The following is a 19,529-nucleotide window of genomic DNA, read 5'->3' as shown; positions in this document are numbered from 1 at the left end:
GCATGGCGCCGCGAAAAGTCATCATCACCTGCGCCGTCACCGGCTCGGTGCACACGCCGTCGATGTCGCCCTATCTGCCGGTGACGCCGGACCAGATCGCCGCCGATGCGATCGCAGCCGCGGAAGCAGGCGCCTCGATCCTGCATCTGCACGCCCGCGACCCCAGGGATGGCCGCCCGACCGCCGATCCGGACGTCTACATGCAGTTCCTGCCACGCATCAAGCAGGCGACCGATGCGGTGATCAACATCACCACCGGCGGCTCGTCGCTGATGACGCTGGACCAGCGGCTGGCTGCGCCGCTGCGGGCCGAACCCGAAATGTGCTCGCTCAACATGGGTTCGATGAATTTCGCGCTGTTCCCGATGCTCGACAAGCCACGGGAATGGCAGCACGAATGGGAACCAAAGCTGCTGGAAGCCACCCGCGACACCATCTTCAAGAACACCTTCGCCGATATGGAAGGCGTGCTTGAGAGGCTGGGCATGGGCTGCGGCACGCGCTTCGAATTCGAATGCTACGATGTCGGCCATCTCTATTCGCTGGCGCATTTCCGCGACCGGGGTCTGGTGTCGGGACCGCTGTTCATCCAGTTCGTTCTGGGCATATTGGGCGGCATCGGCGCCGATCCGGACAATCTCGTCCACATGAAGCGGATCGCCGACAAATTGTTCGGTGACAGCTACCAGTTCTCGGTGCTGGCTGCCGGCCGCCAGCAGATGCCGCTGATTTCCATCGCGGCGGCGATGGGCGGCAATGTCCGTGTCGGGATGGAGGACAGTCTTTATGACGGCCGCCAGCTGGCGAAATCCAACGCCGATCAGGTGCGTCGCATCCGTGGCATTCTCGATGGGCTGTCGCTGGAGGTTGCCACGCCCACCGAAGCGCGCGACATGCTGGCACTCAAGGGCGGCGACCGGGTGGCGTTTTGAAAGACGACAGTGATCAATCTAACATCCAATGACGTTCTCATACGCCCCGGTCGAGTGGAAGACGTCGAAAGCATCCACGCCGCGATCCTGAAACTCGGCACCCATATTGGTGCGCCCGAGGAAATCATCTCGACACCGGAGGATCTTAGAACTTACGGCTTTGGCGAAAAACCCGCTTTCTCCACACTGATCGCGGAAGTGGACGGCGAATTCGCCGGCCTTTGCCTGCATTTCCCGATGTTTTCGACCTGGATGGGGCGGCCTGGCGTCTATGTGCAGGACCTCTATGTCGAAGATCGGTTTCGCGGCCGCAAGATCGGCGAACGGCTGCTGCGGCACGTTGCGGCGCAGTGCCGGAAAGAAGGCGGCGTCTATCTCCGACTGTCCGTCGACACCGACAATGAAGGCGCCAAGGCCTTCTACGAAAGGCTGGGAATCGCCTGGTCAAGCTATGAGCAGACACAGAAGATCATCGGCGAGGCCTTCTTTGCCTTCGCCGACGCGGCCGAAAATGGGGATCAGGAATGAAAGCCTTCTATGCCGAGGAACAGAAGCGCCACGACCCCAAGGCCTTTCTTTCGAGCGGTGCGGCGCAGCCCAATCCGGAAAAGCCGGAGCGCGTCGAGAGATTGTTAGCTGGCGCATTATCCGCGGGTTTCACGATCGAGCGGCCGCGCAATCATGGGCTCGGTCCTGTCTCGGCGGTGCACACGCCGGAATATCTCGACTTCCTCGAGCATATCTACACGCGCTGGCAGCGCATCGACGGCGCGTCGGCTGAGGTGATTCCCAACATCCATCCGATTGCGCGCAACGGCTCCTATCCGGCCTCGGCGGTCGGCCAGGCCGGCTATCACATGGCCGATACGGCTTGCCCGATCTCGGGCGAGACTTGGCAGAGCGCGCTGTGGAGCGCCTGGAGCGCGGTCGATGCGGCCGAGGCTGTGATATCAGGCGCACCGGCCGCCTACGCGCTGTGCCGTCCGCCCGGCCACCATGCCTTTGCCGATGTCGCCGGCGGCTTTTGTTTCATCAACAACTCCGCCGTCGCCGCGCAGGTCTTGCGGAGGACGGCGTCGCGCGTGGCGATCCTCGATGTCGACCTGCATCACGGCAACGGCACGCAAGGCATCTTCTATGCACGGCCGGATGTGCTGACCGTCTCGCTGCATGCCGATCCGGTGCGTTTCTATCCGTTCTTCTGGGGCCATGCCGACGAGCGCGGCGAAGGGCCTGGCCTCGGCTACAATTTCAACCTGCCGCTGCCGCGCAAATCCGCCGACGCGGCGTTTCTCGAAGCGCTCGCGGTGGCGTTCCAGCGCATCCGTGCCTTTTCGCCGGATGCGCTGGTCGTGGCGCTTGGCCTCGACGCGTTCGAGGGCGATCCGTTCGGCGGACTTTCAGTGACGACGCCGGGGTTCTCGCGCATCGGCGAGGCCATCGCAAAGCTCGGCCTGCCGACGGTCATCGTCCAGGAGGGCGGCTACCTCTGCGACGAACTCAGCGACAATCTCACCGCGTTCCTCACCGGTTTCGGCGGCAAGGCGCGATGAAGATCGAAGCGATCGTCAGGATCGCTGCTGCCTGAGCATGGCAATGACCCGATGCACGCTCTCCAGCGTCTCGTCGATTTCGGCTGTAGTGTTGTAGTGGGCAATGCCGATGCGCACGACGCCATGCTCGGCCGGAATGCCCAACTGGTGGACGATCTCCCAGGCGTAGTTATGGCCGGACCACAGGAAGATATTTTCGGCATTCATCTGCCGCACGATCGTTTCGGGCACGATGCCATCGACGGTGAAGGAAACCGTCGGAACGCGCTCGCCAAGTCGCTTCGGATCGGTGATGCCGTGGATCGTCAGACCTGAAATGTCGGAGAGGCCGTCGATCAGCTGTTGCGCCAGCGGGTTTTCATACGCAACCGAAACCGCAAACGCCTTGGCAATCTTCTGCGTTCTTGAACCGTCCCCGCCCGCCGCCGCACCAAGGTCGGCAAAGTAGTCGACCGCGGCGGTGAGACCGGCCATCAGCTCGATCTGCGGTGTGCCGAGTTCGAACCGCTCCGGCAAACCGTTCGACGAGCAGCGGCATTTGTAGGGTTTCAGGTCGTCGATGACATCACGCCGGCCCCACAATATGCCCATATGCGGGCCGAAGAATTTGTAGGCCGAGCAGATCAGGAAATCGCAGCCGAGCTCCTGCACGTCGATCAGGCCGTGTGGCGCGAATTGCACGGCATCGACATAGACAAGCGCGCCGGCGTTCCTGGCGATGGCGGTCAGCGCCTTCACCCGGTTGATCGAGCCGGTCAGGTTGCTGGCATAGTTCAACGCGACCAGCCGTGTCTTCTGCGAAAGCAGACCAGCCAGCGTTGCTTCTTCAACCTGCCAGCTCTTTTCGTCGAACGGCAGCCAGCGCACGACAAGGCCTAGGTCCTCGGCAAGCTGCAGCCAGGGCGATACGTTGCCCTCATGGTCCATGCGGGTGAGGATGATCTCGTCGCCGGGCTGCATCGTGCGGCCGAGCGTGCGCGACATGTGATAGGTCAGCGTCGTCATGTTGGCGCCGATGATGATTTCCTCGGGGCTTGCGGCGCCAAGGAAATCCGCCATTGCTTGATGCGCCTGGTCGACGACAGCTTGCGCGGCAATCGTCGTTTCGAAATAGCCGCCAAGGTTGGCGTTGGTGGTCAAGAGGCAGCGCGACACGGCGTCCGCGACAGCTTGCGGCACCTGCGTGCCGGCCGGATTGTCGAGATAGACGCGGCGGCGGCCCTTGTCGGTCAGGGAGAGAGCGGGAAACCTTCCACGCACTGCCTCGATCGGAAAATCCACCATCGCTTACACCCCCCTGTTATTCCTGGATAAATTCTACCACCGGAGCCAATCAAGGGCAGGGATTGCCGACCCGCTGATGGATCGCATCCACCGCCTTCTGCATCTCTTCGGTCCAGACGACATTGACGGAAGACAGCGCCATGTCGAGCTGCGAAATGGTGGTGGCGCCGATGATGTTCGAGGTCACGAACGGCCGGCTTGACACGTAGGCATTGGCAAACAGCGCAGGCTCCAGGCCAAAGGAGCGCGCCAGCTCATTGTACTCGAGCTGTGCTTCGGCGGCATTGGGCGTCTCGTAGCGCTGGCCGCGATTGAACAGCTGCGAGCGCGACCCTTGCGGGCGCGCGCCATGGTCGTATTTGCCAGTCAGATAGCCTTGAGCCAGAGGCGAATAGGGGAGCAGCGACACCTGCTCGCGCTCGCAGACCTCGGCGAGATTCACCTCGAAAGTGCGGTTGACGAGATTGTAGGCGTTCTGGATCGACGCGACACGGGGTCCGATCCCTTTGTCAGCCTCAGCAAGGAACCGCATCACGCCCCAGGAACTCTCGTTCGACAGGCCGAAATGGCGGATCTTTCCTGCCTTCACCAGCTCGTCGAACACGGCAAGCGTCTCGGCGATCGGCGTTTCGTCGGCCGGCGCGCCGACAGAATCGGCGCGCGGCGATACGGCGCCGACGCGCGTCGGGTTGGCGCCCCAGGGGATGTCCCGTTCCGGCCAATGGATCTGGTAGAGGTCGATATAGTCGGTGCCGAGCTTGGCCAGCGACTTGTCGATGGCGTCAAAAATATCGGCGCGCACCAGTTGCGATGGCCTGCAGCCGCGAAACCAGCTGTTGGCCGTGCGGCCGACGACCTTGGAGGCCAGGATCACCTTGTCGCGGTTGCGGTTGGCCTCCATCCAGCTGCCGATGATCTTTTCGGTCCGTCCTTGCGTCTCCGCCTTGGGCGGGATCGGATAGAGTTCGGCGGTGTCGATAAAATTGACGCCGCGTGAAAAGGCCAGGTCCATCTGGGCGTGACCCTCGGCCTCGGTGTTCTGCTGGCCCCAGGTCATGGAGCCCAGGCAGATTTGGGTAACAAGAAGATCGGTCCGACCGAGACGGCGTTTGTGCATGGAATTCTGCTCCGGAGGGAAAGCGTGCGCGGTAGCGCGGGAGGAAGCCGCATCCTACAGGAAAGCAGAGCCGCTCTCCAAGCCTCGGCAGACCGACTTTTGCGTGAACCGGAAAAGTTTAGCGGCGAGCGCCGGCCAGCGCGCGGCGCTTGGCCTCGTCGATCAGCATGTTGGCCACCTGCATGCGGATCATGGCGCGCTGGCGCAGATGCGGGGCGACACGGTCGGGATGGTTGGCAAAGGCAAAGCTGCGGCGCATGCGGCTGAAGTCGGCGACCTGCTTGGGCTGGTTCAGGCCAAGTTCGACCGCGATGGATTCGGGATCGATCGGCGGCAGCTTTTCCTCGGGCTTTGGTTCTTCGCCAGCCAGAGCCAGTTTGGCATGATCGAGCAATGCGGCGAACTCGGTCGCCAGATCAGCACCCGCCTCGCGATATTCGGTGGCAAAGCCGCTGCCCGAAACCTTGATGCGGCCGGAATGGAGTTCATCGGCCACCGAGAGATAGTCGAACGGGATAGATGGACGAGCGCCGGCCTCTTCGCCCTCGATCCCGTCGCCCTTGTCGGAGGCAACGAAGAGGTCGTCGAGCAACGAAGCGAAATCACGCTTGGCGCCAGCAGCGATGTCAGCCTCCTCCTTGCCCGACCGTGCAAGCTTCAGAGCATAGAACCGGCTCGTTAAAAATGCATGCCATCGATCTTAACGAATTTAGCCGTCGCACGCGGTCGCCGCTTCAACTCCTCACCTCAAAACAAAAAGCCGGACTGCACTTTCATGCACTCCGGAATTCGCCAGGAGTGGCGAGGAAAAACCGGCCATGTAGCCAGCATTCGAGGCTACGATGCGCGGCGGGCAAAAGTTTCACCTAGTTGCGGAAAAATGGCCAAGGAAAATCGTCAAGACATGGCAGGCATGCAAATGCTGCGCTGCACAATTGTCACGATTCACCTATATTGGCTGACGTGGAGGACTAACCTGGAGCCTGAATTATGGGTTTCTTCACTGAAATGTTCGCCCGGCCGCGCCCGCAGGAACATCTGAGATACCGCTCGGCGCTCGCGCTGCTCCATTCGATGAGCAATGCCGACCGCGCCGACATCGGTATCAAGCCCGCCGACTTTCCACGCATCGCCCGCGAAATGGCCATTCGCTAGATGCGGCCGATCGCGAGATGTCCCGGATCGGTCCGGGACATCTCCAAAACCCCAATTTCTTAGCGCGCACCCAGGAACGTCGCCTTGCCCAACGGCACGCCATTGTGGCGAAGGATGTCGTAAGCCGTGGTGAGGTGGAAATAGAAGTTGGGCATGGCCACATGCAGCAGGTACTGCATGCCGGGCATCGAACTTTCGCGTCCGCCAAGCTTCAGCTCGATGATCTTGTCGTCGGAGCCGTCGAACTCGGCAGCCGAAAATGTCGTCAGAAGCTCCAGGGTCTTGGCGATGCGTGCCTGGACATCGGCAAAACTCGCCTCATTGTCCTCGTATCTCGGCACCTCGCGCCCGGCGAGTCGGGACGGTGCGCCCTTGGCGTGATCGGTGGCGATCTGCACCTGCCGGGTCAGAGCGTACATGTCGGGCGCCAGCCGAGCGGTCAAGAACACCTGCGGATCGATCTTGCGGTCAAGCGCATTCTGTTCGGCGGTCGCCAGCACATTGGACAGCGCTTTTAGCCTAGCTGAGAACACAGGCACGGAGGCCTCATACATCGATATCGTCATGTCAAATCTCCTGCCCGGCCGAACGCCGGCGGACGCGACGTAGCGCCTTCGCGCACGATTCTTCAAGACCGCCGATGCTGCGTCACCACGTTGCCGCAATCGCCAGAGTAGAATCTGCATATCGAGCGGAGATTCCGATGAGACGCGCCCTTTTCGCAGCGACTGCCTTTCTCTCCCTTGCCCCGATCGGCCAGACGGCATTGGCCGCTGAAGATGCCCCCGAAGCGCCCTACGTCGACGACCGGTCGAGCGCCGATGCGGTTGTCCGCTCGCTCTACAGTGCCATCAGCCGGCACGAATTCGCCCGTGCCTGGGGGTATTTCGGCGATACAAAGCCGGCAAAGAATTTCGACAGTTTCGTCAAAGGCTATGACGGCACCGACAAGGTCGAGGTTGCCACCGGAGGTGTCTCCGACGAAGGTGCCGCCGGCAGCATTTTCTACAACGTCCCCGTTGCCATCCGCGCGACGGACAAGAGTGGCGGCGAAAAGGTTTTTGCCGGCTGCTACACGCTGCGCCAAGTGAATGCCCAGATCCAGGCGGCGCCCCCCTTCGATCCGATCCATATCGAAAAAGGCGTGCTGAAACCCTCCACCGCCGACTTCGAGGAGGCGCTGCCGCCAAGCTGCGGCGATGGGCCGCCGCCACCGAAGAAGGACGCGGCACTGGAGCAGGCCAAGAAAGCCTTTCTGGCGACCTATGGCGACCAGTGCGACAAGCAGTTCCTCGCCGATGCGCCGACCGTTTTTTCGATCAAATATAAGGACAACGATGCGCAGCCTGGCGATCCCGACAAGGAAACACGGCTGTTCCATTTTTCCTGCTCGGCCGCAGCGTACAATGAGAGCTCGATCTACTACATGACCGACGAGGTCTCGGGCGTGCAGCAATTGCAGTTCGCCGAACCCAAGATGGACATCCGCTACGAGAACAATAACAGCGACGGCAAATTGCTGGGCATGACCATCGTCGGTTTCCAGACGACCGGCTGGGCGGTCAATTCCGACTATGACGAGAACGCCCACACGATCGCCACCTTCAACAAGTGGCGAGGGGTCGGCGATGCTTCCGACGCGGGGACGTATCTGTTCCGCAATGGCAATTTCTCGCTGGTCCAGTACGATGTCGATGCGTCCTATGACGGCGAGCAAAATCCGCAGACGGTTGTCGACTACAACACCGCGCCTTGAGCGTCACACGGGCTTGCCGGCAGCACAGATCAGGGCGCCTTCGACAGCATCCAGTTGAGCGTGCCGCGCCAGTCGGTCATGCGGATCGGCGTACCGTGGGTGCCTGTCTCGAAACGGACGAAGCGGGTCGGATAGGTCTTCGATTTGGCCAGGATCGAGCGAAAGAACGCCTCCTGATTTGCCACCGGGAAGACCACGTCGTGGCTGCCTTGGCCAAAAAAGACCGGCACGCGGCGCTTGAAGGCGGGGCTGGTGAAAAAGCTCTCATCCCATAGCGAGCCGAGCAGCAGCAGGCCGTCGATGCGGCCGCCCGTATCCTTGCGCGCGGCCAGCTTCCAGCAAAGCGCTCCGCCCATCGAGCCGCAGGCGACGAAGATTTTCGCGCCGGGCGACTGTTCGGCATAGTGACCGATCAGCGCCGCCACCTGCGCCGCTCCCTTGTCGCCGAACTCGGTAAAATCCGGACTGAGATAGAGGCCACCATTGCCGGCCATCAGATTCTTGAGCCGGTTGAAATTGCCGCCAAAGGTGAAGTCGTCGACACCTTGCTTGCGGCTGCCGCCCTGCCCGTGCAGGTAAAGCACGATAATGCCGGCGCCCTCGGTCTTGCCGACGGCGACATGCCTGACATCGCCGGCATCGGTTTTCAGCAACAGATCCTGCTGCGCCTTGCGAACGCTGGTGTCGGTGTATTGGGCGTTCACCCGGCGCTCCGGCACCTGGTCACGCTGGTTGATATCGCGCATCTCGCGGTAGTCGATGACCGTGTAGGCACCGCTGGTGTTGGACGACAGTGTGGCCGGATAGGCGAAGAGATCGTCCTTGAAGGGTTTTAGTTCGAGAGCGGCAGCGGGGGCGGCGACACAAAAAACAAATGTTGCCGCCAGGAAGGCGTGGAGCTTTACGAATGCGACGGTACGAATAGCCATCCCTCAGGCATGCGTAATTCGGTCTGGGTTTGTCAATCCTGCAGCACGCCGCCGGCACATTCCAGTGCCTCGCGTGTGTCGACATCGACAGACGCCGCCGCGCCGATCTCGACATCGATGACATCGAGCCCTTCGGCCTCAACCAGATGGCGTGCGCCGGCGTCGCCTTCGAGATGGGCGATCGCCGGAAACAGCGAACGCGGCAACAGCACCGGGTTGCCGCGCTTGCCGTCATGCGAGGCGCGGACCACCGCATTGCCGCCGGCCTTGCGGAATGTATCGACCAACCTGTCGAGGTCGTCGGACGTGATATCAGGCATGTCGCCGAGAACGATCATCACGCCGGCGCAACCTTCCGGCAGATAGGCAATGCCGGCCTTCAGCGACGTAGACAGGCCCTCGGCAAAATCGGGATTGTCGGCGAAGGTCACGTCGAGGCCTGCCAGCGCCGTGCGCACCCGCTCTCGTTGATGGCCGGTGACGACAATCGTGCCAGACGCCTTCGAGCCTAGCGCCCGCTCGGCGGTGCGGCGCACCAGCGGCTTGCCGTCGAACAGCGCCAAAAGCTTGTTCGGTCCACCCATGCGGCTCGACCGGCCGGCCGCCAGCAGCACGATGCCGACCTTGAGCTGGCTTTTGGCCGGGAGCGGTTCGCGCGGCTGCGGCCGCGTCGGGATTTCCATCAACAGCCCGCCGACCCCCATGCCGGCAATATCCTTGGCGGTCACGTCAAGGCCAGCGATCAACCGATCCAACACCCAGTCGAAGCCGTTTTCCTTGGGGCTGCGGGCGCAGCCGGGCGCGCCGATGACGCGCTTGCCGTCAAGCATGCCCAACACCAGCAGATTGCCGGGATCGACCGGCATGCCCGCCCGGATGACGGTACCACCCGCCCTCTCGATCGCTGCAGGAACGACATCGGCGAAATCGCTCATCGCGGAGGCGCCGAAGATCACCACCATGTCGTTGTCACGCGCCAGGGAGGCCGCGGCTTCCGCCACCGGTGCGATCTCATGCGGCGTGCGGCGCTCTGCCGTCAGCCTGCCGCCCGTGCGCGCCAGCCGCGCTTCGGTGACGCGCAGCGTCTTGTCCAGCACACTTGGCTTGATGCCCGGCAGAACCGTCTGGATGACGCCGACACGCACGGGCCGGTAGGCATTGACGGCAAATATCTCGCCACCGGCGCAGATCTTTGTCGCGGCGTCGACCAGCGCCGAACTGACCGCGAAGGGAATGATCTTCACGGTCGCGACCATCTGGCCTCTCTCGACCGGCGCATGCTGCGCCAGCGTGGCGATGGTGATGGCCGGATCGATGGCATTGATGGCATCGATCATAGCGGCATCGACCGTAAAGATGCCCGACGCTCTGGCATGGAGATTGACCCGCCCGGTCGCAGCCGACCTGGCCTCGATGCCGCGAAAAGCCATGCTCTCGGCGATCGTCTGCGCGGCGGCATCCTCGCCGAGGTCGTCGGCGGCCAGCACGGCTGCAACAACCTCAGAAATGCCGGCGGCCCGCAGCAGCGCCAAATCTCCGGCGCTCAGCCTGTGCGCCTTGCGGAAGCGGCGCTCGCCGGCGGTGGTGGCGTGCGCCAGCACCGCACCTTCCGCCGTTTCAATCGGGATCGGGCCGAATTTCACGCCGCCGCGCCCTTTGCATCCATACCGCGCGAGCGGAACGCGTGGATCGCTTGCGCCAGCACCGCAACGGCGATCTCGGCCGGGCTGGCCGCACCGATATCGAGCCCGATCGGCGCATGGATACGCGCGATCTGCTCGGCGCTCGCGCCCAGCGCCAGCAAGCGTTCGACGCGCTTGGCATGCGTCTTCCTGCTGCCAAGCGCTCCGACATAGAAACAGTTGGCGTCGAGAGCCGCCTTCAGGGCGAAATCATCGACCTTCGGGTCATGGGTGACGGCGGCAAGTGCGGTGTAGCTGTCGAGCGGCAGACGCTTCAGCACATCCTCCGGCCATTCGGCATGAAGCGCCACGTCAGGGAAGCGGTCCGGCGTGGCGAAAGCGGTACGAGGGTCGATGATCTCTACGGGGTAGCCGGCGATTTTCGCCATCGGCGCCAGCGCCTGGCTGATATGGACAGCGCCAATCACCACCAGACGCGGCTGCGGCAGATGCGCGTTGAGAAAGAAGGTTCGACCCTCTGCTTCGACCGAACCGGAATTGCCTGATCGAAAGGCCTTGGCGATCGCGGCTCCCAGATCGCCGGCGACCTGATCGCCCTCGCGCACGATGCGGTCGCGGCCGTCACCAAGGTCGGTGACAAGAATCGCCGCGCGGCGGGCGCGGCGTTCGGCGTTCAGAGTTTTCAGTGCATAGGGATCCATCAGAGATCAGCCGAGCCTTTCCACGTACACCTTGATGCGGCCACCACAGGACAGGCCGACCTGCCAGGCGGTTTCATCCGCAACCCCAAACTCCAGCATCCTGGCCTTGCCGCTGTCGATGACGTCAATGGCTTCCGTCACCACCGCGCCTTCGACGCAGCCGCCAGAAACAGAGCCGTGGAAATTGCCGTCCGCATCGATGACCAGATGGCTGCCTACGGGTCGGGGCGCCGACCCCCAGGTCTCGACCACTGTCGCGATGGCCACGTCCTTGCCGTCCTTCATCCACCCCTCCGCGATGATCAGGGGATCGCGAGCTTCATCCAGATAAATGCTGTTTTCCATGACCATTTCTCCAGAAGTCTGTTTTTCTCGAGGATCTGTTTTTCGGATGGGAAAGATATGGTTATGCGGCGTGCCTCGCGCCAGCGTCCAGCCATCGGCGCGGATCGACGGATTGTGCCGACTTCTTGTCCAGCGACGCGCAGAGATCGGCGAGCGCATCGAGATTGTGCACCGAACGGAACTCGTCGACATGCGGCAGCATCGCCATGACGCCGCGGGCGCGCGCCTGGAAGCCGTCGTAACGCAGCAACGGGTTCAACCAGATCAGCCGCCGGCAGGACTTGTGCAGGCGCTCCATTTCCTCCGACAGGCCGGCGACATCGTCGCGCTCCAGCCCGTCGGTGATCAAAAGCACGACCGCGCCCTGCCCCAGCACGCGTCGCGACCATATCAGGTTGAACTCGGCCAAAGTATCGCCGATGCGGGTGCCGCCCGACCAATCCTTGACCGCCGCCGAACAGTCGGCAAGTGCGGCATCGGGATCGCGATGGCGCATCTGCCGCGTCAGGTTGGTGAGCCGGGTGCCGAAGACGAAAGTGTGCACGCGCCGGCGCTTTTCCGTCAGCGCATGCAGGAAGTGCAGGAAAATGCGTGTGTACTGGCTCATCGAGCCGGAAATGTCGGCCAGCACCACCAGCGGCGGATGAACCTCGCGCGGTGATCGGAATTTCGGCAGGATCAGTTCGCCGCCGGTGCGCGCGGCCGAACGCATCATGGCGCGCGGATCGATGCGGCGCCCATGCGCATCGGCCTTGTAGCGCCGGGTCCGCACCATGTCGAAAGGCAGCCGCAACTGCGCGATCGCCTTCTTGGCGTCGGCCATCTCTGCGGCGTTCATCTGGGCAAAATCCTTAGCCCGCAACACCTCGTTGCCGGAGAAGGTGAAGCGGGCGTCGACCTCGATCTCGGGAATTTCTTGGCGCGGCTGATTCTTCTGGTGGCCCTCGAACATCGCCTGGCTGACGCGGTTTTCGGCCGCGCGGGGTTTTTGCTTTTCCCTGACATCAGGCGCCACCGGCGAAAACATCGCCAGCATCTTCTCGATCAGTTCGCGCGACTTCCAGAACAGCCGGAAGGCCTCGTCGAAAGTGGCGTGATCCTCATGCCTGGACACCAGCACGGCGTGCAGCGTCCAGTAGAAATCGTCGCGCGAACCGATGCCGGCGACCAGCACCGCTTCGATGGCATCCTTGACCGAGGCCGGCCCGACCCGCATGCCGGCCTTTCGCAAGGTGCGGGCGAAATAGACGATGTTGTCGGCGATCCGCCCGTCCGCCGTCGCTTCTTTCGGTTCGGGGCGCGACATCGCCTACTCCGCAGCCGAAAGCTCGGCCTTCACCTCGTTGAGGATGCGCCGGCCTTCGCCCTGTTCGATGCGGGCAATGTCGTCCTGGTATTTCAACAGCACGCCGATCGTGTCGGAGACGGTTTCCGGATCGAGCGCCACTTTGTCAAGCTCGGTCAGCGCGCCGGCCCAGTCGATGGTTTCGGCGACGCCGGGCACCTTGAACAGCTCGATCTGACGCAGCTTCTGGATGAAGGAGACCACTTCGGCCGAAAGCCGCTGGTTGGCCTGCGGCACCTTGCGGCGCACGATCTCCAGTTCGCGCTCGGCGTTTGGATAGTCGACCCAGTGATAGAGGCAGCGCCGCTTGAGCGCATCGTGGATCTCACGGGTGCGGTTGGTGGTGATGATGACGATCGGCGGTTCCTCCGCCTTGATGGTGCCGAGTTCGGGCACCGTCACCTGGAAGTCGGACAGGATTTCGAGCAGGAAAGCTTCGAACGCCTCGTCGGTGCGGTCGAGCTCATCGATCAGGAAGACCGGAGCAGCGCCCGCCTTGCCGGTCAGCGCATCGAGCACCGGGCGGCGGATCAGGTATTTCTCGGAGAAGACGTTGCGCTCCATGGCGGAGCGCTCGACCTTGCCGGCCGCCTCCTCCATGCGGATCTCGATCATCTGCGCGGCGTAGTTCCACTCATAGACGGCGGACGAGACGTCGAGGCCTTCATAGCATTGCAAGCGGATGAGCCGGCGGCCGAGCGCCTGCGCCAACACCTTGGCGATCTCGGTCTTGCCGACACCGGCCTCACCCTCGAGGAACAGCGGCCGCTTCATGCGCAGCGACAGGAACAGCACGGTCGCCAGCGATCGGTCCGCCACATAGTCCGCGCCGGTCAGGAGATCGAGCGTCTCGTCGATCGTCCGCGGCGCGGCGCGCGGTTTCAGCTCGGTCATTCTTTCTCCGTGAACGCCGCCGCTCCGCTCTCCAGAACGTGGTAGCCGCGGGCGTGGTAGATCAGCGGCCGCAAATTATCGCCCATCCGCAGGCCTGTCACCTTGCCAAAAAGCACACGATGCGTCGCCAGATCCTTGGTGTCGATCAATTCGCAGTCGAACACGGCGAGCGCGCCCTTCAGCGTCGGCGCGCCGGTGGAGATCACGTCCCATTCGCCGAGCGCGAAACGCTCCTCGACCGGCAGGCCGGTGATGCCGGAAAAGCCGACCGACAGCGGCTCCTGGTGCGAAGCCAGCGTGTTCAAGGCAAATTTGCCGTTTTTCACGAACGGCTCGTTCTTGAGATTTTCGCGGTTGAGACAGACCAGAACGGTCGGCGGGGTATCCGATACCGAACAGGCCGCGATCACTGTCGCACCGCGCTTGCCCGCCGGCCCGTCGGTGGTGACCACATGGACGTGGCCGGCAAAGTGGCTCATCGCGTCGCGATAGGCCTGCGGCCCAATGTCGTTCTTCTTCAGCACTGGAAATTTTCCATGGTCATGACCCTATCGCTATATATGGCGACATACGACATGCCACAAGCGAGGCGACGGCTGGACCTCGGCTCATCTCCTTGAATTCGCATGTTGCACCAAGGCCGGGCAGCCTTTAGGTCTTGGCGGGAATTGGCGCCTGCAACATGTCGCCAGCTTGGAGGAAATCTTCACCAGGATGCGACCCAGGACAACGACAACGGCCGCATTGGTCTGGCTTTTCATGGCCAGCGCCACCAGCGCCCAGACGCTGCTGGTCGGCGTCGCCGCGCCCCTGTCGGGACCATCGGCCATTCTCGGCAAGCAGATCGAGGCCGGCACCGGTCTGGCGACCGAAGCGAACGGCATAGAACTCAAGACCGTGGATGACGCCTGTACCGCCGACGGCGGCGCCGCGGCGGCCAGGGAGTTCGTTACGGCCAAGGTCAATATCGTGGTCGGCTTTCTCTGCACCGAGGCGATCGAGGCGGCGATGCCGATTCTCAAGGACGCCAACATTCCGGTCATCACCGTTGGCGTGAGAACCGAAAGCCTGACCGACCGCCGCGCCAAGACCGGCTGGCCGGTCTATCGCCTCGGGCCACGCGGCGACGATGAGCGCAACACCGTCGCCTCTGTCCTCACCCATCTGTGGCAGAACGAGCTGTTCGCCATTATCGACGACGGCACCATCTATGGCCGTGAGATCGCCGAGACGCTGCGGGCAGCGGCCGAGCAGGCGGCGCTGAAACCGGTGTTCGTCGACACGTTCCGGCCACAGCTCGACAATCAGATCGGCATGATCGGCCGGCTGAAGAAGGCCGGCGCCACGCATGTCTTTGCCGGCGGCGACGGCGAAGACATCGCCATCATGGGCCGCGATGCCGCACAGCTCCAGGCGGGTATTGTCTTTGCCGGCGGCGAAAATCTCCGCGCACCGCCGGGCGACGTGCCCTATGCGACGGGCACACTGATGATCGCACCCCCGGAATGGGCTGATGTCGCCGACCCAAAAGTGCTGGCGGCCTTTGCCACGCAAAAGATCGTGCCGGAAGGTTATGCGCTGCCGGCCTTTGCGGCGGTCGAAATCGCCAAGGCGGCGTCAGGTTTGTCCGAAAGCTTGGGCAAGCCGCTGACTGAAGCCCTGACCGGACAGGATTTCACCACCGCGATCGGGCCGATCCGCTTTGATGCAAAAGGAGATCTCAGCCAAAGCCCCTACCGCGTCTTCCGCTTCGACGGCACGCGCTTTGCGCCTTTGGAAAGCAACTGATGTTTCGCACCGGCCCGCGCAACCTGATCACCGACGTTGCCGGCCTGCGCGTCGGCAACGCGTCCGACGCCAGGCTGAAATCCGGCGTCACGACCGTGCTTTGCGATGCGCCCACGGTGGCCGGCGTTCAGATCCTGGGCGGTGCGCCGGGCACCCGGGAGACCGACCTGCTCGAACCGCACAATTCAGTCGAGGCGGTCCACGCCGTGGTGCTTTCGGGCGGTTCGGCTTTCGGCCTCGACGCGGCATCCGGCGTGCAGGCGGCGCTGCGTGAACGCGGCATCGGCTTCGAGGTCGGCGGCTTTCGTGTGCCGATCGTGCCGTCGGCGATCCTGTTCGACCTGCGCAATGGCGGCGACAAGGATTGGGGCCGTTATCCGCCTTACCGCGAGCTTGGCTATGAATCAGCGCAAACCGCCACCGCCGACTTCCAACTCGGCACCATCGGCGCCGGCACAGGCGCGCTGACCTCGGGGCTGAAGGGCGGCCTCGGCTCCGCCTCGACGCTGCTGGACAGCGGCGTCACCGTCGGCGCGCTGGCCGCCGTCAATCCGACTGGCTCGGTGACAACAGGCCGCACCCGCCATTTCTGGGCAGCACCATTCGAAATCGGCTACGAATTCGGCGGTCTTGGCTATCCCTCGCCGATGCCGGACGACGCGAAAGATATCCTGCTGAAATACCGCGACAAACATGTCCGGAGGCAGACGGAGACCGGCGGCAACACCACCATCGCCGTCATTGCCACCGATGCGGTCCTCACCAAGGCCGCGGCAAAACGGCTGGCGATATCGGCGCATGACGGATTCGTGCGCGCCATCTGGCCGACGCACACGCCGGCCGATGGCGACCTTGTGTTCGCTCTGGCGACCGGCACCAGCGGCATCGAACTCGCCGCCGACGCGGCAATTGACCTCTACGCCGCTGCCGGTGCCACCATGGCACGTGCCATCAGCCGCGGCGTGTTTGCCGCGACGCCTAACGAAAACGATCTGTTTCCGGTCTGGTCGTCACGCTTGGGATGAGGCGGAAGGCTTCAATCAGACCGGATCGGACTTTTCTTCCTCGAACGTCACCGCGACATCGGAATTCGCCGACAGCCACACCTTCCTACCATCGACCTCGGCAATCAGGCTCAGGGGAATGTAATGGTGATGGCCCTTGTGAGCGCCCTCGCCGCTATCGGCCTTGGTCAGCTTGATGCGCTGGCCGTCGACTTTGTCGACGGTACCGACATGCACGCCATCGGCGCCGACGACTTCCATATGCTCACGAATTTTGCTGGTGTCGGTCATGGTGGTTCTCCATTGGGACTGCCGACATTAACAAATGACGGGCCGATTGGATGCATCGGCTTTCGCATTGCACGACGTTTTGATTTCGTCGTGCTAGGGGATTGAAACGATCACGGGGGTGAAGACCGATGCGAATGCTCTTTCTCTTTGCCGTTGGCCTGCTTGCACAGTTTGCGACTTCGATCGGCGCACGTGCCGGCGATGTCGCCGAGCTTGAAATCCTCGGCTTCAACAAGGACGGCGGCGTCTTCGCTTTCGAGGAATATGGCGTGCAGGATGGATCGGGCTTTCCCTATGCCAACCGCTACTACATCGACACCAGCACCGACAGCTTCCTCAAGGGCACACCGATCCGGGTCCGGCTCGAGGACGAGAATGCCAAACTCGACGCGGCGCGCCTTCAGGCCCGGCAAAAAGGCGAAGCCATTGTCAGTCAGGCCGAGCTGAGCGCCAACCGCGGCATCACCGCCGGTTTCAACCCTGTAACCGAACTTTCGGCCGATCCGCACCGGATGGCGGTCAACCCGCGCCCGATCTTTTCGCCGGTCGACCCACCGCTCGAGTTCCGCCTCGACGAGTTGGGCATGAACAACACCGAGGGCTGCGAGACCCAGGGCGAGATCAACGGCTTCCGGCTGCTGCGCATCGAGGCGCAGGATGGCGGCACCACCAAGCTGCTGCACGAGGACAAGGCGATCCCGAAAAGCCGGGGTTGTCCGAACGGCTATCGCATCGGCGCCGTGCAGACCTTTTCAATGGACAGTCTGAGCGCCTATGCGGTGCTGATCGCGGTGCGCCAATACGGCTTCGAGGGGCCGGACTTTCGCTGGATAGCGGTGACCGGCCGGCTGTGACACCGCTTGTTCGACCCGCCATGCGCTATCGTGCGCTGAACCGCCTTCGCCGCGCGATACCGACGCCGCGCACAGCGCTTTTCGGCGCCTTGCTGTGGGCGGTGACGATGGGTGCCAGTGCACTCGTCACCCTGTTTTTGGACGACTGGGAGACGCCGGCGAAAATCCGCATCGTCACCGTGCTGTTCGCGTTGGGGGCTGCGCTGGCCTTTCCGATTGGCCTGTTTGCGGCGCGACTGGTTTCGCAGGGAAGGCGCTGGGAAGTCGCCTTCGCGGCGGCGTTCGTGTGCCTCACTGCAGCAACGATCGGCCTGACCGGCGGGCTGTTTGCCTTGCAGTACCGCTCCTATTACGCCGCGTGGCATGCACCTGCTTTCACCCACACCTGGGCCCTCCAGTTCGTCTTCACGACGTTGATTGCGCTCTATCAGTTCGTCGTGCTGGGCATCCGGCTCTATTTTCCACTGGGTTTCGTCGCCCTGTTTGCCGCGGGTGTCTGGTTTGCCCGCCAGCAGCGTTGAGCATTTTGCCCGCCTCTGTTAGGACGCGGGCAAACTTCTCGATACGTCAGGACTGACCGATGATCCCTCGCTATTCCCGGCCGGAAATGGTCGCCATCTGGTCGCCCGAAACCCGGTTCCGCATCTGGTTCGAGATCGAAGCCTATGCGTGCGACGCACTGGCCGAACTCGGCGTGATCCCCAGGCAAGCGGCAAAAACCATCTGGGAAAAGGGCAGTGCTGCAAAATTCGATGTCGAGGCGATCGACGAGATCGAGCGCGTCACCAAGCACGACGTCATCGCCTTCCTCACCCATCTTGCCGAATTCGTCGGGCCCGACGCCCGCTTTATCCACCAGGGCATGACCTCGTCAGATGTTCTCGACACCTGCTTTGCCGTGCAGCTTACCCGGGCCAGCGACATCCTGCTCGCCGACATCGACGGCCTGCTTGCGGCACTCAAGCGCCGTGCCTTCGAGCACAAGGACACCGTCACCATCGGCCGCAGCCACGGCATCCATGCCGAGCCGACAACCTTCGGCGTCAAGCTGGCGCAGGCATATGCCGAGTTCTCGCGCTGCCGCGAGCGCCTGGTGCATGCGCGGGAAGACATCGCCACCTGCGCCATTTCGGGCGCGGTCGGCACCTTCGCCAACATCGACCCCTATGTCGAGGAACATGTGGCGGCAAAGCTCGGCCTGAAGCCCGAGCCGGTGTCGACGCAAGTGATCCCGCGCGACCGCCACGCGATGTTCTTTGCCACGCTCGGCGTCATCGCCTCGTCGGTCGAGCGGCTGTCGATCGAAATCCGGCATTTGCAGCGTACCGAAGTGCTTGAGGCGGAAGAGTATTTTTCGCCGGGCCAGAAAGGCTCCTCGGCAATGCCGCACAAGCGCAACCCGGTGCTGACCGAAAACCTCACCGGGCTTGCCCGCATGGTGCGATCCATGGCGCTGCCAGCTATGGAGAATGTGGCGCTCTGGCACGAACGCGACATCTCGCACTCCTCGGTGGAGCGCATGATCGGACCGGACGCCACGGTGACGCTGGATTTCGCGCTGTCACGGCTGACCGGCGTCATCGACAAGCTGCTCGTCTATCCCGAGAACATGCTGAAGAACATGAACAAGTTCCGCGGCCTCGTGCATTCGCAACGCGTCATGCTGGCGCTGACGCAGGCGGGCCTGTCGCGCGAAGACTCCTACCGGCTGGTGCAGCGCAACGCCATGAAAGTTTGGGAGCAAGGCGCTGATTTTCTTGAGGAACTTTTGGCCGACAAGGAAGTGACCGCAGCGCTGCCGGAAGCCGAAATCCGCGAGAAATTTGACCTGGGCTATCACACCAAGCATGTCGACACGATCTTCAAGCGGGTGTTCGGGGAAGCCTGAGACCCGTCCGAAACAAAAATAGGTCCGCAGGCCATTGCCGGCGGACTTGT

Annotated in this window: 22 protein-coding genes; 10 read left to right on the top strand and 12 right to left on the bottom strand. The window is 62.9% G+C overall.

Annotated features, from left to right (window positions below; all coding sequences use genetic code 11):
* Nucleotides 1-2 precede the first annotated feature (2 nt).
* Genes ASD12_RS28155 through ASD12_RS28145 form a run of 3 tightly spaced genes read left to right on the top strand, consistent with a single transcriptional unit; the run spans nucleotide 3 to nucleotide 2,485 of the window.
* Entirely contained in the window at nucleotides 3-932 is a 930-nt protein-coding gene (locus tag ASD12_RS28155; protein ID WP_056594436.1) for a 3-keto-5-aminohexanoate cleavage protein, read from the top strand.
* Between the two features lie 12 nt (nucleotides 933-944).
* On the top strand, nucleotides 945-1,460 hold the full coding sequence (locus ASD12_RS28150; RefSeq protein WP_056594589.1) for a GNAT family N-acetyltransferase: 516 nt from the start codon (nucleotides 945-947) through the stop codon (nucleotides 1,458-1,460).
* Nucleotides 1,457-2,485, top strand: a complete 1,029-nt coding sequence (locus ASD12_RS28145) for a histone deacetylase family protein (protein WP_056594433.1) — start codon at nucleotides 1,457-1,459, stop codon at nucleotides 2,483-2,485. The genes ASD12_RS28150 and ASD12_RS28145 overlap by 4 nt, the downstream gene beginning before the upstream one ends.
* A gap of 15 nt (nucleotides 2,486-2,500) precedes the next feature.
* Here ASD12_RS28145 and ASD12_RS28140 read toward each other — a convergent pair whose 3' ends face one another.
* The 3 genes from ASD12_RS28140 to ASD12_RS28130 form a co-directional block, all read right to left on the bottom strand.
* Nucleotides 2,501-3,769 carry a cysteine desulfurase-like protein gene (locus tag ASD12_RS28140; RefSeq protein WP_056594429.1) on the bottom strand — a complete coding sequence of 423 codons (1,269 nt, stop codon included), beginning with the start codon at nucleotides 3,767-3,769 and terminating at the stop codon, nucleotides 2,501-2,503.
* A 49-nt stretch (nucleotides 3,770-3,818) separates the two neighbouring features.
* Entirely contained in the window at nucleotides 3,819-4,886 is a 1,068-nt protein-coding gene (locus ASD12_RS28135) for an aldo/keto reductase (protein ID WP_056594426.1), read from the bottom strand.
* 118 nt (nucleotides 4,887-5,004) lie between these two features.
* Complete coding sequence (locus ASD12_RS28130; RefSeq protein WP_056594422.1) at nucleotides 5,005-5,478, bottom strand: hypothetical protein; 474 nt, start codon at nucleotides 5,476-5,478, stop codon at nucleotides 5,005-5,007.
* Nucleotides 5,479-5,876: 398 nt separating this feature from the next.
* Between ASD12_RS28130 and ASD12_RS34980 the strand changes: the two genes are divergently transcribed.
* Nucleotides 5,877-6,041 (top strand): hypothetical protein, encoded by a 165-nt coding sequence (locus ASD12_RS34980; RefSeq protein ID WP_082525718.1) that lies wholly within the window; start codon nucleotides 5,877-5,879, stop codon nucleotides 6,039-6,041.
* 59 nt (nucleotides 6,042-6,100) lie between these two features.
* Here ASD12_RS34980 and ASD12_RS28125 read toward each other — a convergent pair whose 3' ends face one another.
* Nucleotides 6,101-6,607 (bottom strand): DUF1993 family protein, encoded by a 507-nt coding sequence (locus ASD12_RS28125; RefSeq protein ID WP_056594418.1) that lies wholly within the window; start codon nucleotides 6,605-6,607, stop codon nucleotides 6,101-6,103.
* Between the two features lie 137 nt (nucleotides 6,608-6,744).
* Between ASD12_RS28125 and ASD12_RS28120 the strand changes: the two genes are divergently transcribed.
* On the top strand, nucleotides 6,745-7,797 hold the full coding sequence (locus ASD12_RS28120; RefSeq protein WP_056594416.1) for a DUF1176 domain-containing protein: 1,053 nt from the start codon (nucleotides 6,745-6,747) through the stop codon (nucleotides 7,795-7,797).
* 29 nt (nucleotides 7,798-7,826) lie between these two features.
* Here the strand turns inward: ASD12_RS28120 and ASD12_RS28115 are convergent, their stop codons facing one another.
* From ASD12_RS28115 to ASD12_RS28085, 7 genes are all read right to left on the bottom strand, one after another.
* Complete coding sequence (locus tag ASD12_RS28115) at nucleotides 7,827-8,726, bottom strand: phospholipase (RefSeq protein WP_056594413.1); 900 nt, start codon at nucleotides 8,724-8,726, stop codon at nucleotides 7,827-7,829.
* A gap of 32 nt (nucleotides 8,727-8,758) precedes the next feature.
* On the bottom strand, nucleotides 8,759-10,369 hold the full coding sequence (locus ASD12_RS28110) for a molybdopterin-binding/glycosyltransferase family 2 protein (protein WP_056594411.1): 1,611 nt from the start codon (nucleotides 10,367-10,369) through the stop codon (nucleotides 8,759-8,761).
* Nucleotides 10,366-11,070, bottom strand: coding sequence for an XdhC family protein (locus ASD12_RS28105; RefSeq protein WP_056594408.1), 705 nt, complete (start codon nucleotides 11,068-11,070; stop codon nucleotides 10,366-10,368). Before ASD12_RS28105 ends, ASD12_RS28110 begins: the two co-directional genes overlap by 4 nt.
* A 6-nt stretch (nucleotides 11,071-11,076) precedes the next feature.
* Nucleotides 11,077-11,415, bottom strand: a complete 339-nt coding sequence (locus ASD12_RS28100) for an XdhC family protein (RefSeq protein WP_056594403.1) — start codon at nucleotides 11,413-11,415, stop codon at nucleotides 11,077-11,079.
* Nucleotides 11,416-11,476: 61 nt separating this feature from the next.
* Entirely contained in the window at nucleotides 11,477-12,721 is a 1,245-nt protein-coding gene (locus tag ASD12_RS28095; RefSeq protein WP_056594400.1) for a VWA domain-containing protein, read from the bottom strand.
* 3 nt (nucleotides 12,722-12,724) lie between these two features.
* Nucleotides 12,725-13,654 (bottom strand): MoxR family ATPase, encoded by a 930-nt coding sequence (locus ASD12_RS28090; protein WP_013532114.1) that lies wholly within the window; start codon nucleotides 13,652-13,654, stop codon nucleotides 12,725-12,727.
* Nucleotides 13,651-14,178 carry a flavin reductase gene (locus ASD12_RS28085; RefSeq protein WP_056594397.1) on the bottom strand — a complete coding sequence of 176 codons (528 nt, stop codon included), beginning with the start codon at nucleotides 14,176-14,178 and terminating at the stop codon, nucleotides 13,651-13,653. The genes ASD12_RS28090 and ASD12_RS28085 overlap by 4 nt, the downstream gene beginning before the upstream one ends.
* Nucleotides 14,179-14,368: 190 nt before the next feature.
* On the opposite strand from ASD12_RS28085, the gene ASD12_RS28080 reads away from it, so the two are divergent.
* Both ASD12_RS28080 and ASD12_RS28075 read left to right on the top strand, forming a co-directional pair.
* Entirely contained in the window at nucleotides 14,369-15,442 is a 1,074-nt protein-coding gene (locus tag ASD12_RS28080; RefSeq protein WP_056594395.1) for a branched-chain amino acid ABC transporter substrate-binding protein, read from the top strand.
* Nucleotides 15,442-16,467 (top strand): P1 family peptidase, encoded by a 1,026-nt coding sequence (locus ASD12_RS28075; protein ID WP_056594392.1) that lies wholly within the window; start codon nucleotides 15,442-15,444, stop codon nucleotides 16,465-16,467. Before ASD12_RS28080 ends, ASD12_RS28075 begins: the two co-directional genes overlap by 1 nt.
* Before the next feature lie 15 nt (nucleotides 16,468-16,482).
* Here ASD12_RS28075 and ASD12_RS28070 read toward each other — a convergent pair whose 3' ends face one another.
* Complete coding sequence (locus ASD12_RS28070) at nucleotides 16,483-16,737, bottom strand: DUF2171 domain-containing protein (protein WP_056594389.1); 255 nt, start codon at nucleotides 16,735-16,737, stop codon at nucleotides 16,483-16,485.
* 128 nt (nucleotides 16,738-16,865) lie between these two features.
* Between ASD12_RS28070 and ASD12_RS28065 the strand changes: the two genes are divergently transcribed.
* The 3 genes from ASD12_RS28065 to purB are packed head-to-tail and all read left to right on the top strand — an operon-like array spanning nucleotide 16,866 to nucleotide 19,479.
* Nucleotides 16,866-17,591 (top strand): DUF2259 domain-containing protein, encoded by a 726-nt coding sequence (locus ASD12_RS28065; protein WP_056594385.1) that lies wholly within the window; start codon nucleotides 16,866-16,868, stop codon nucleotides 17,589-17,591.
* A 20-nt stretch (nucleotides 17,592-17,611) separates the two neighbouring features.
* Nucleotides 17,612-18,112 carry a hypothetical protein gene (locus tag ASD12_RS28060; protein ID WP_056594381.1) on the top strand — a complete coding sequence of 167 codons (501 nt, stop codon included), beginning with the start codon at nucleotides 17,612-17,614 and terminating at the stop codon, nucleotides 18,110-18,112.
* 59 nt (nucleotides 18,113-18,171) lie between these two features.
* Nucleotides 18,172-19,479, top strand: a complete 1,308-nt coding sequence (purB, locus tag ASD12_RS28055) for an adenylosuccinate lyase (protein ID WP_056594378.1) — start codon at nucleotides 18,172-18,174, stop codon at nucleotides 19,477-19,479.
* Nucleotides 19,480-19,529 lie beyond the last annotated feature (50 nt).

Source organism: Mesorhizobium sp. Root102 (assembly GCF_001425625.1).
Classification (GTDB): Bacteria; Pseudomonadota; Alphaproteobacteria; order Rhizobiales; family Rhizobiaceae; genus Mesorhizobium.
The sequence above is the reverse complement of the archived record's forward strand: the minus strand, read 5'-3'. Positions and strand labels throughout refer to the sequence as shown.

Excerpts from the sequence above, each read along its gene's own strand:
- ASD12_RS28155 (WP_056594436.1), top strand. The coding sequence starts at position 3 with ATGGCGCCGCGAAAAGTCATCATCACCTGCGCCGTCACCGGCTCGGTG.
- ASD12_RS28145 (WP_056594433.1), top strand. The coding sequence starts at position 1,457 with ATGAAAGCCTTCTATGCCGAGGAACAGAAGCGCCACGACCCCAAGGCC.
- ASD12_RS28140 (WP_056594429.1), bottom strand. The coding sequence starts at position 3,769 with ATGGTGGATTTTCCGATCGAGGCAGTGCGTGGAAGGTTTCCCGCTCTC.
- ASD12_RS28135 (WP_056594426.1), bottom strand. The coding sequence starts at position 4,886 with ATGCACAAACGCCGTCTCGGTCGGACCGATCTTCTTGTTACCCAAATC.
- ASD12_RS34980 (WP_082525718.1), top strand. The coding sequence starts at position 5,877 with ATGGGTTTCTTCACTGAAATGTTCGCCCGGCCGCGCCCGCAGGAACAT.
- ASD12_RS28125 (WP_056594418.1), bottom strand. The coding sequence starts at position 6,607 with ATGACGATATCGATGTATGAGGCCTCCGTGCCTGTGTTCTCAGCTAGG.
- ASD12_RS28120 (WP_056594416.1), top strand. The coding sequence starts at position 6,745 with ATGAGACGCGCCCTTTTCGCAGCGACTGCCTTTCTCTCCCTTGCCCCG.
- ASD12_RS28115 (WP_056594413.1), bottom strand. The coding sequence starts at position 8,726 with ATGGCTATTCGTACCGTCGCATTCGTAAAGCTCCACGCCTTCCTGGCG.
- ASD12_RS28105 (WP_056594408.1), bottom strand. The coding sequence starts at position 11,070 with ATGGATCCCTATGCACTGAAAACTCTGAACGCCGAACGCCGCGCCCGC.
- ASD12_RS28100 (WP_056594403.1), bottom strand. The coding sequence starts at position 11,415 with ATGGAAAACAGCATTTATCTGGATGAAGCTCGCGATCCCCTGATCATC.
- ASD12_RS28095 (WP_056594400.1), bottom strand. The coding sequence starts at position 12,721 with ATGTCGCGCCCCGAACCGAAAGAAGCGACGGCGGACGGGCGGATCGCC.
- ASD12_RS28090 (WP_013532114.1), bottom strand. The coding sequence starts at position 13,654 with ATGACCGAGCTGAAACCGCGCGCCGCGCCGCGGACGATCGACGAGACG.
- ASD12_RS28080 (WP_056594395.1), top strand. The coding sequence starts at position 14,369 with ATGCGACCCAGGACAACGACAACGGCCGCATTGGTCTGGCTTTTCATG.
- ASD12_RS28075 (WP_056594392.1), top strand. The coding sequence starts at position 15,442 with ATGTTTCGCACCGGCCCGCGCAACCTGATCACCGACGTTGCCGGCCTG.
- ASD12_RS28070 (WP_056594389.1), bottom strand. The coding sequence starts at position 16,737 with ATGACCGACACCAGCAAAATTCGTGAGCATATGGAAGTCGTCGGCGCC.
- ASD12_RS28065 (WP_056594385.1), top strand. The coding sequence starts at position 16,866 with ATGCGAATGCTCTTTCTCTTTGCCGTTGGCCTGCTTGCACAGTTTGCG.
- ASD12_RS28060 (WP_056594381.1), top strand. The coding sequence starts at position 17,612 with ATGCGCTATCGTGCGCTGAACCGCCTTCGCCGCGCGATACCGACGCCG.
- purB (WP_056594378.1), top strand. The coding sequence starts at position 18,172 with ATGATCCCTCGCTATTCCCGGCCGGAAATGGTCGCCATCTGGTCGCCC.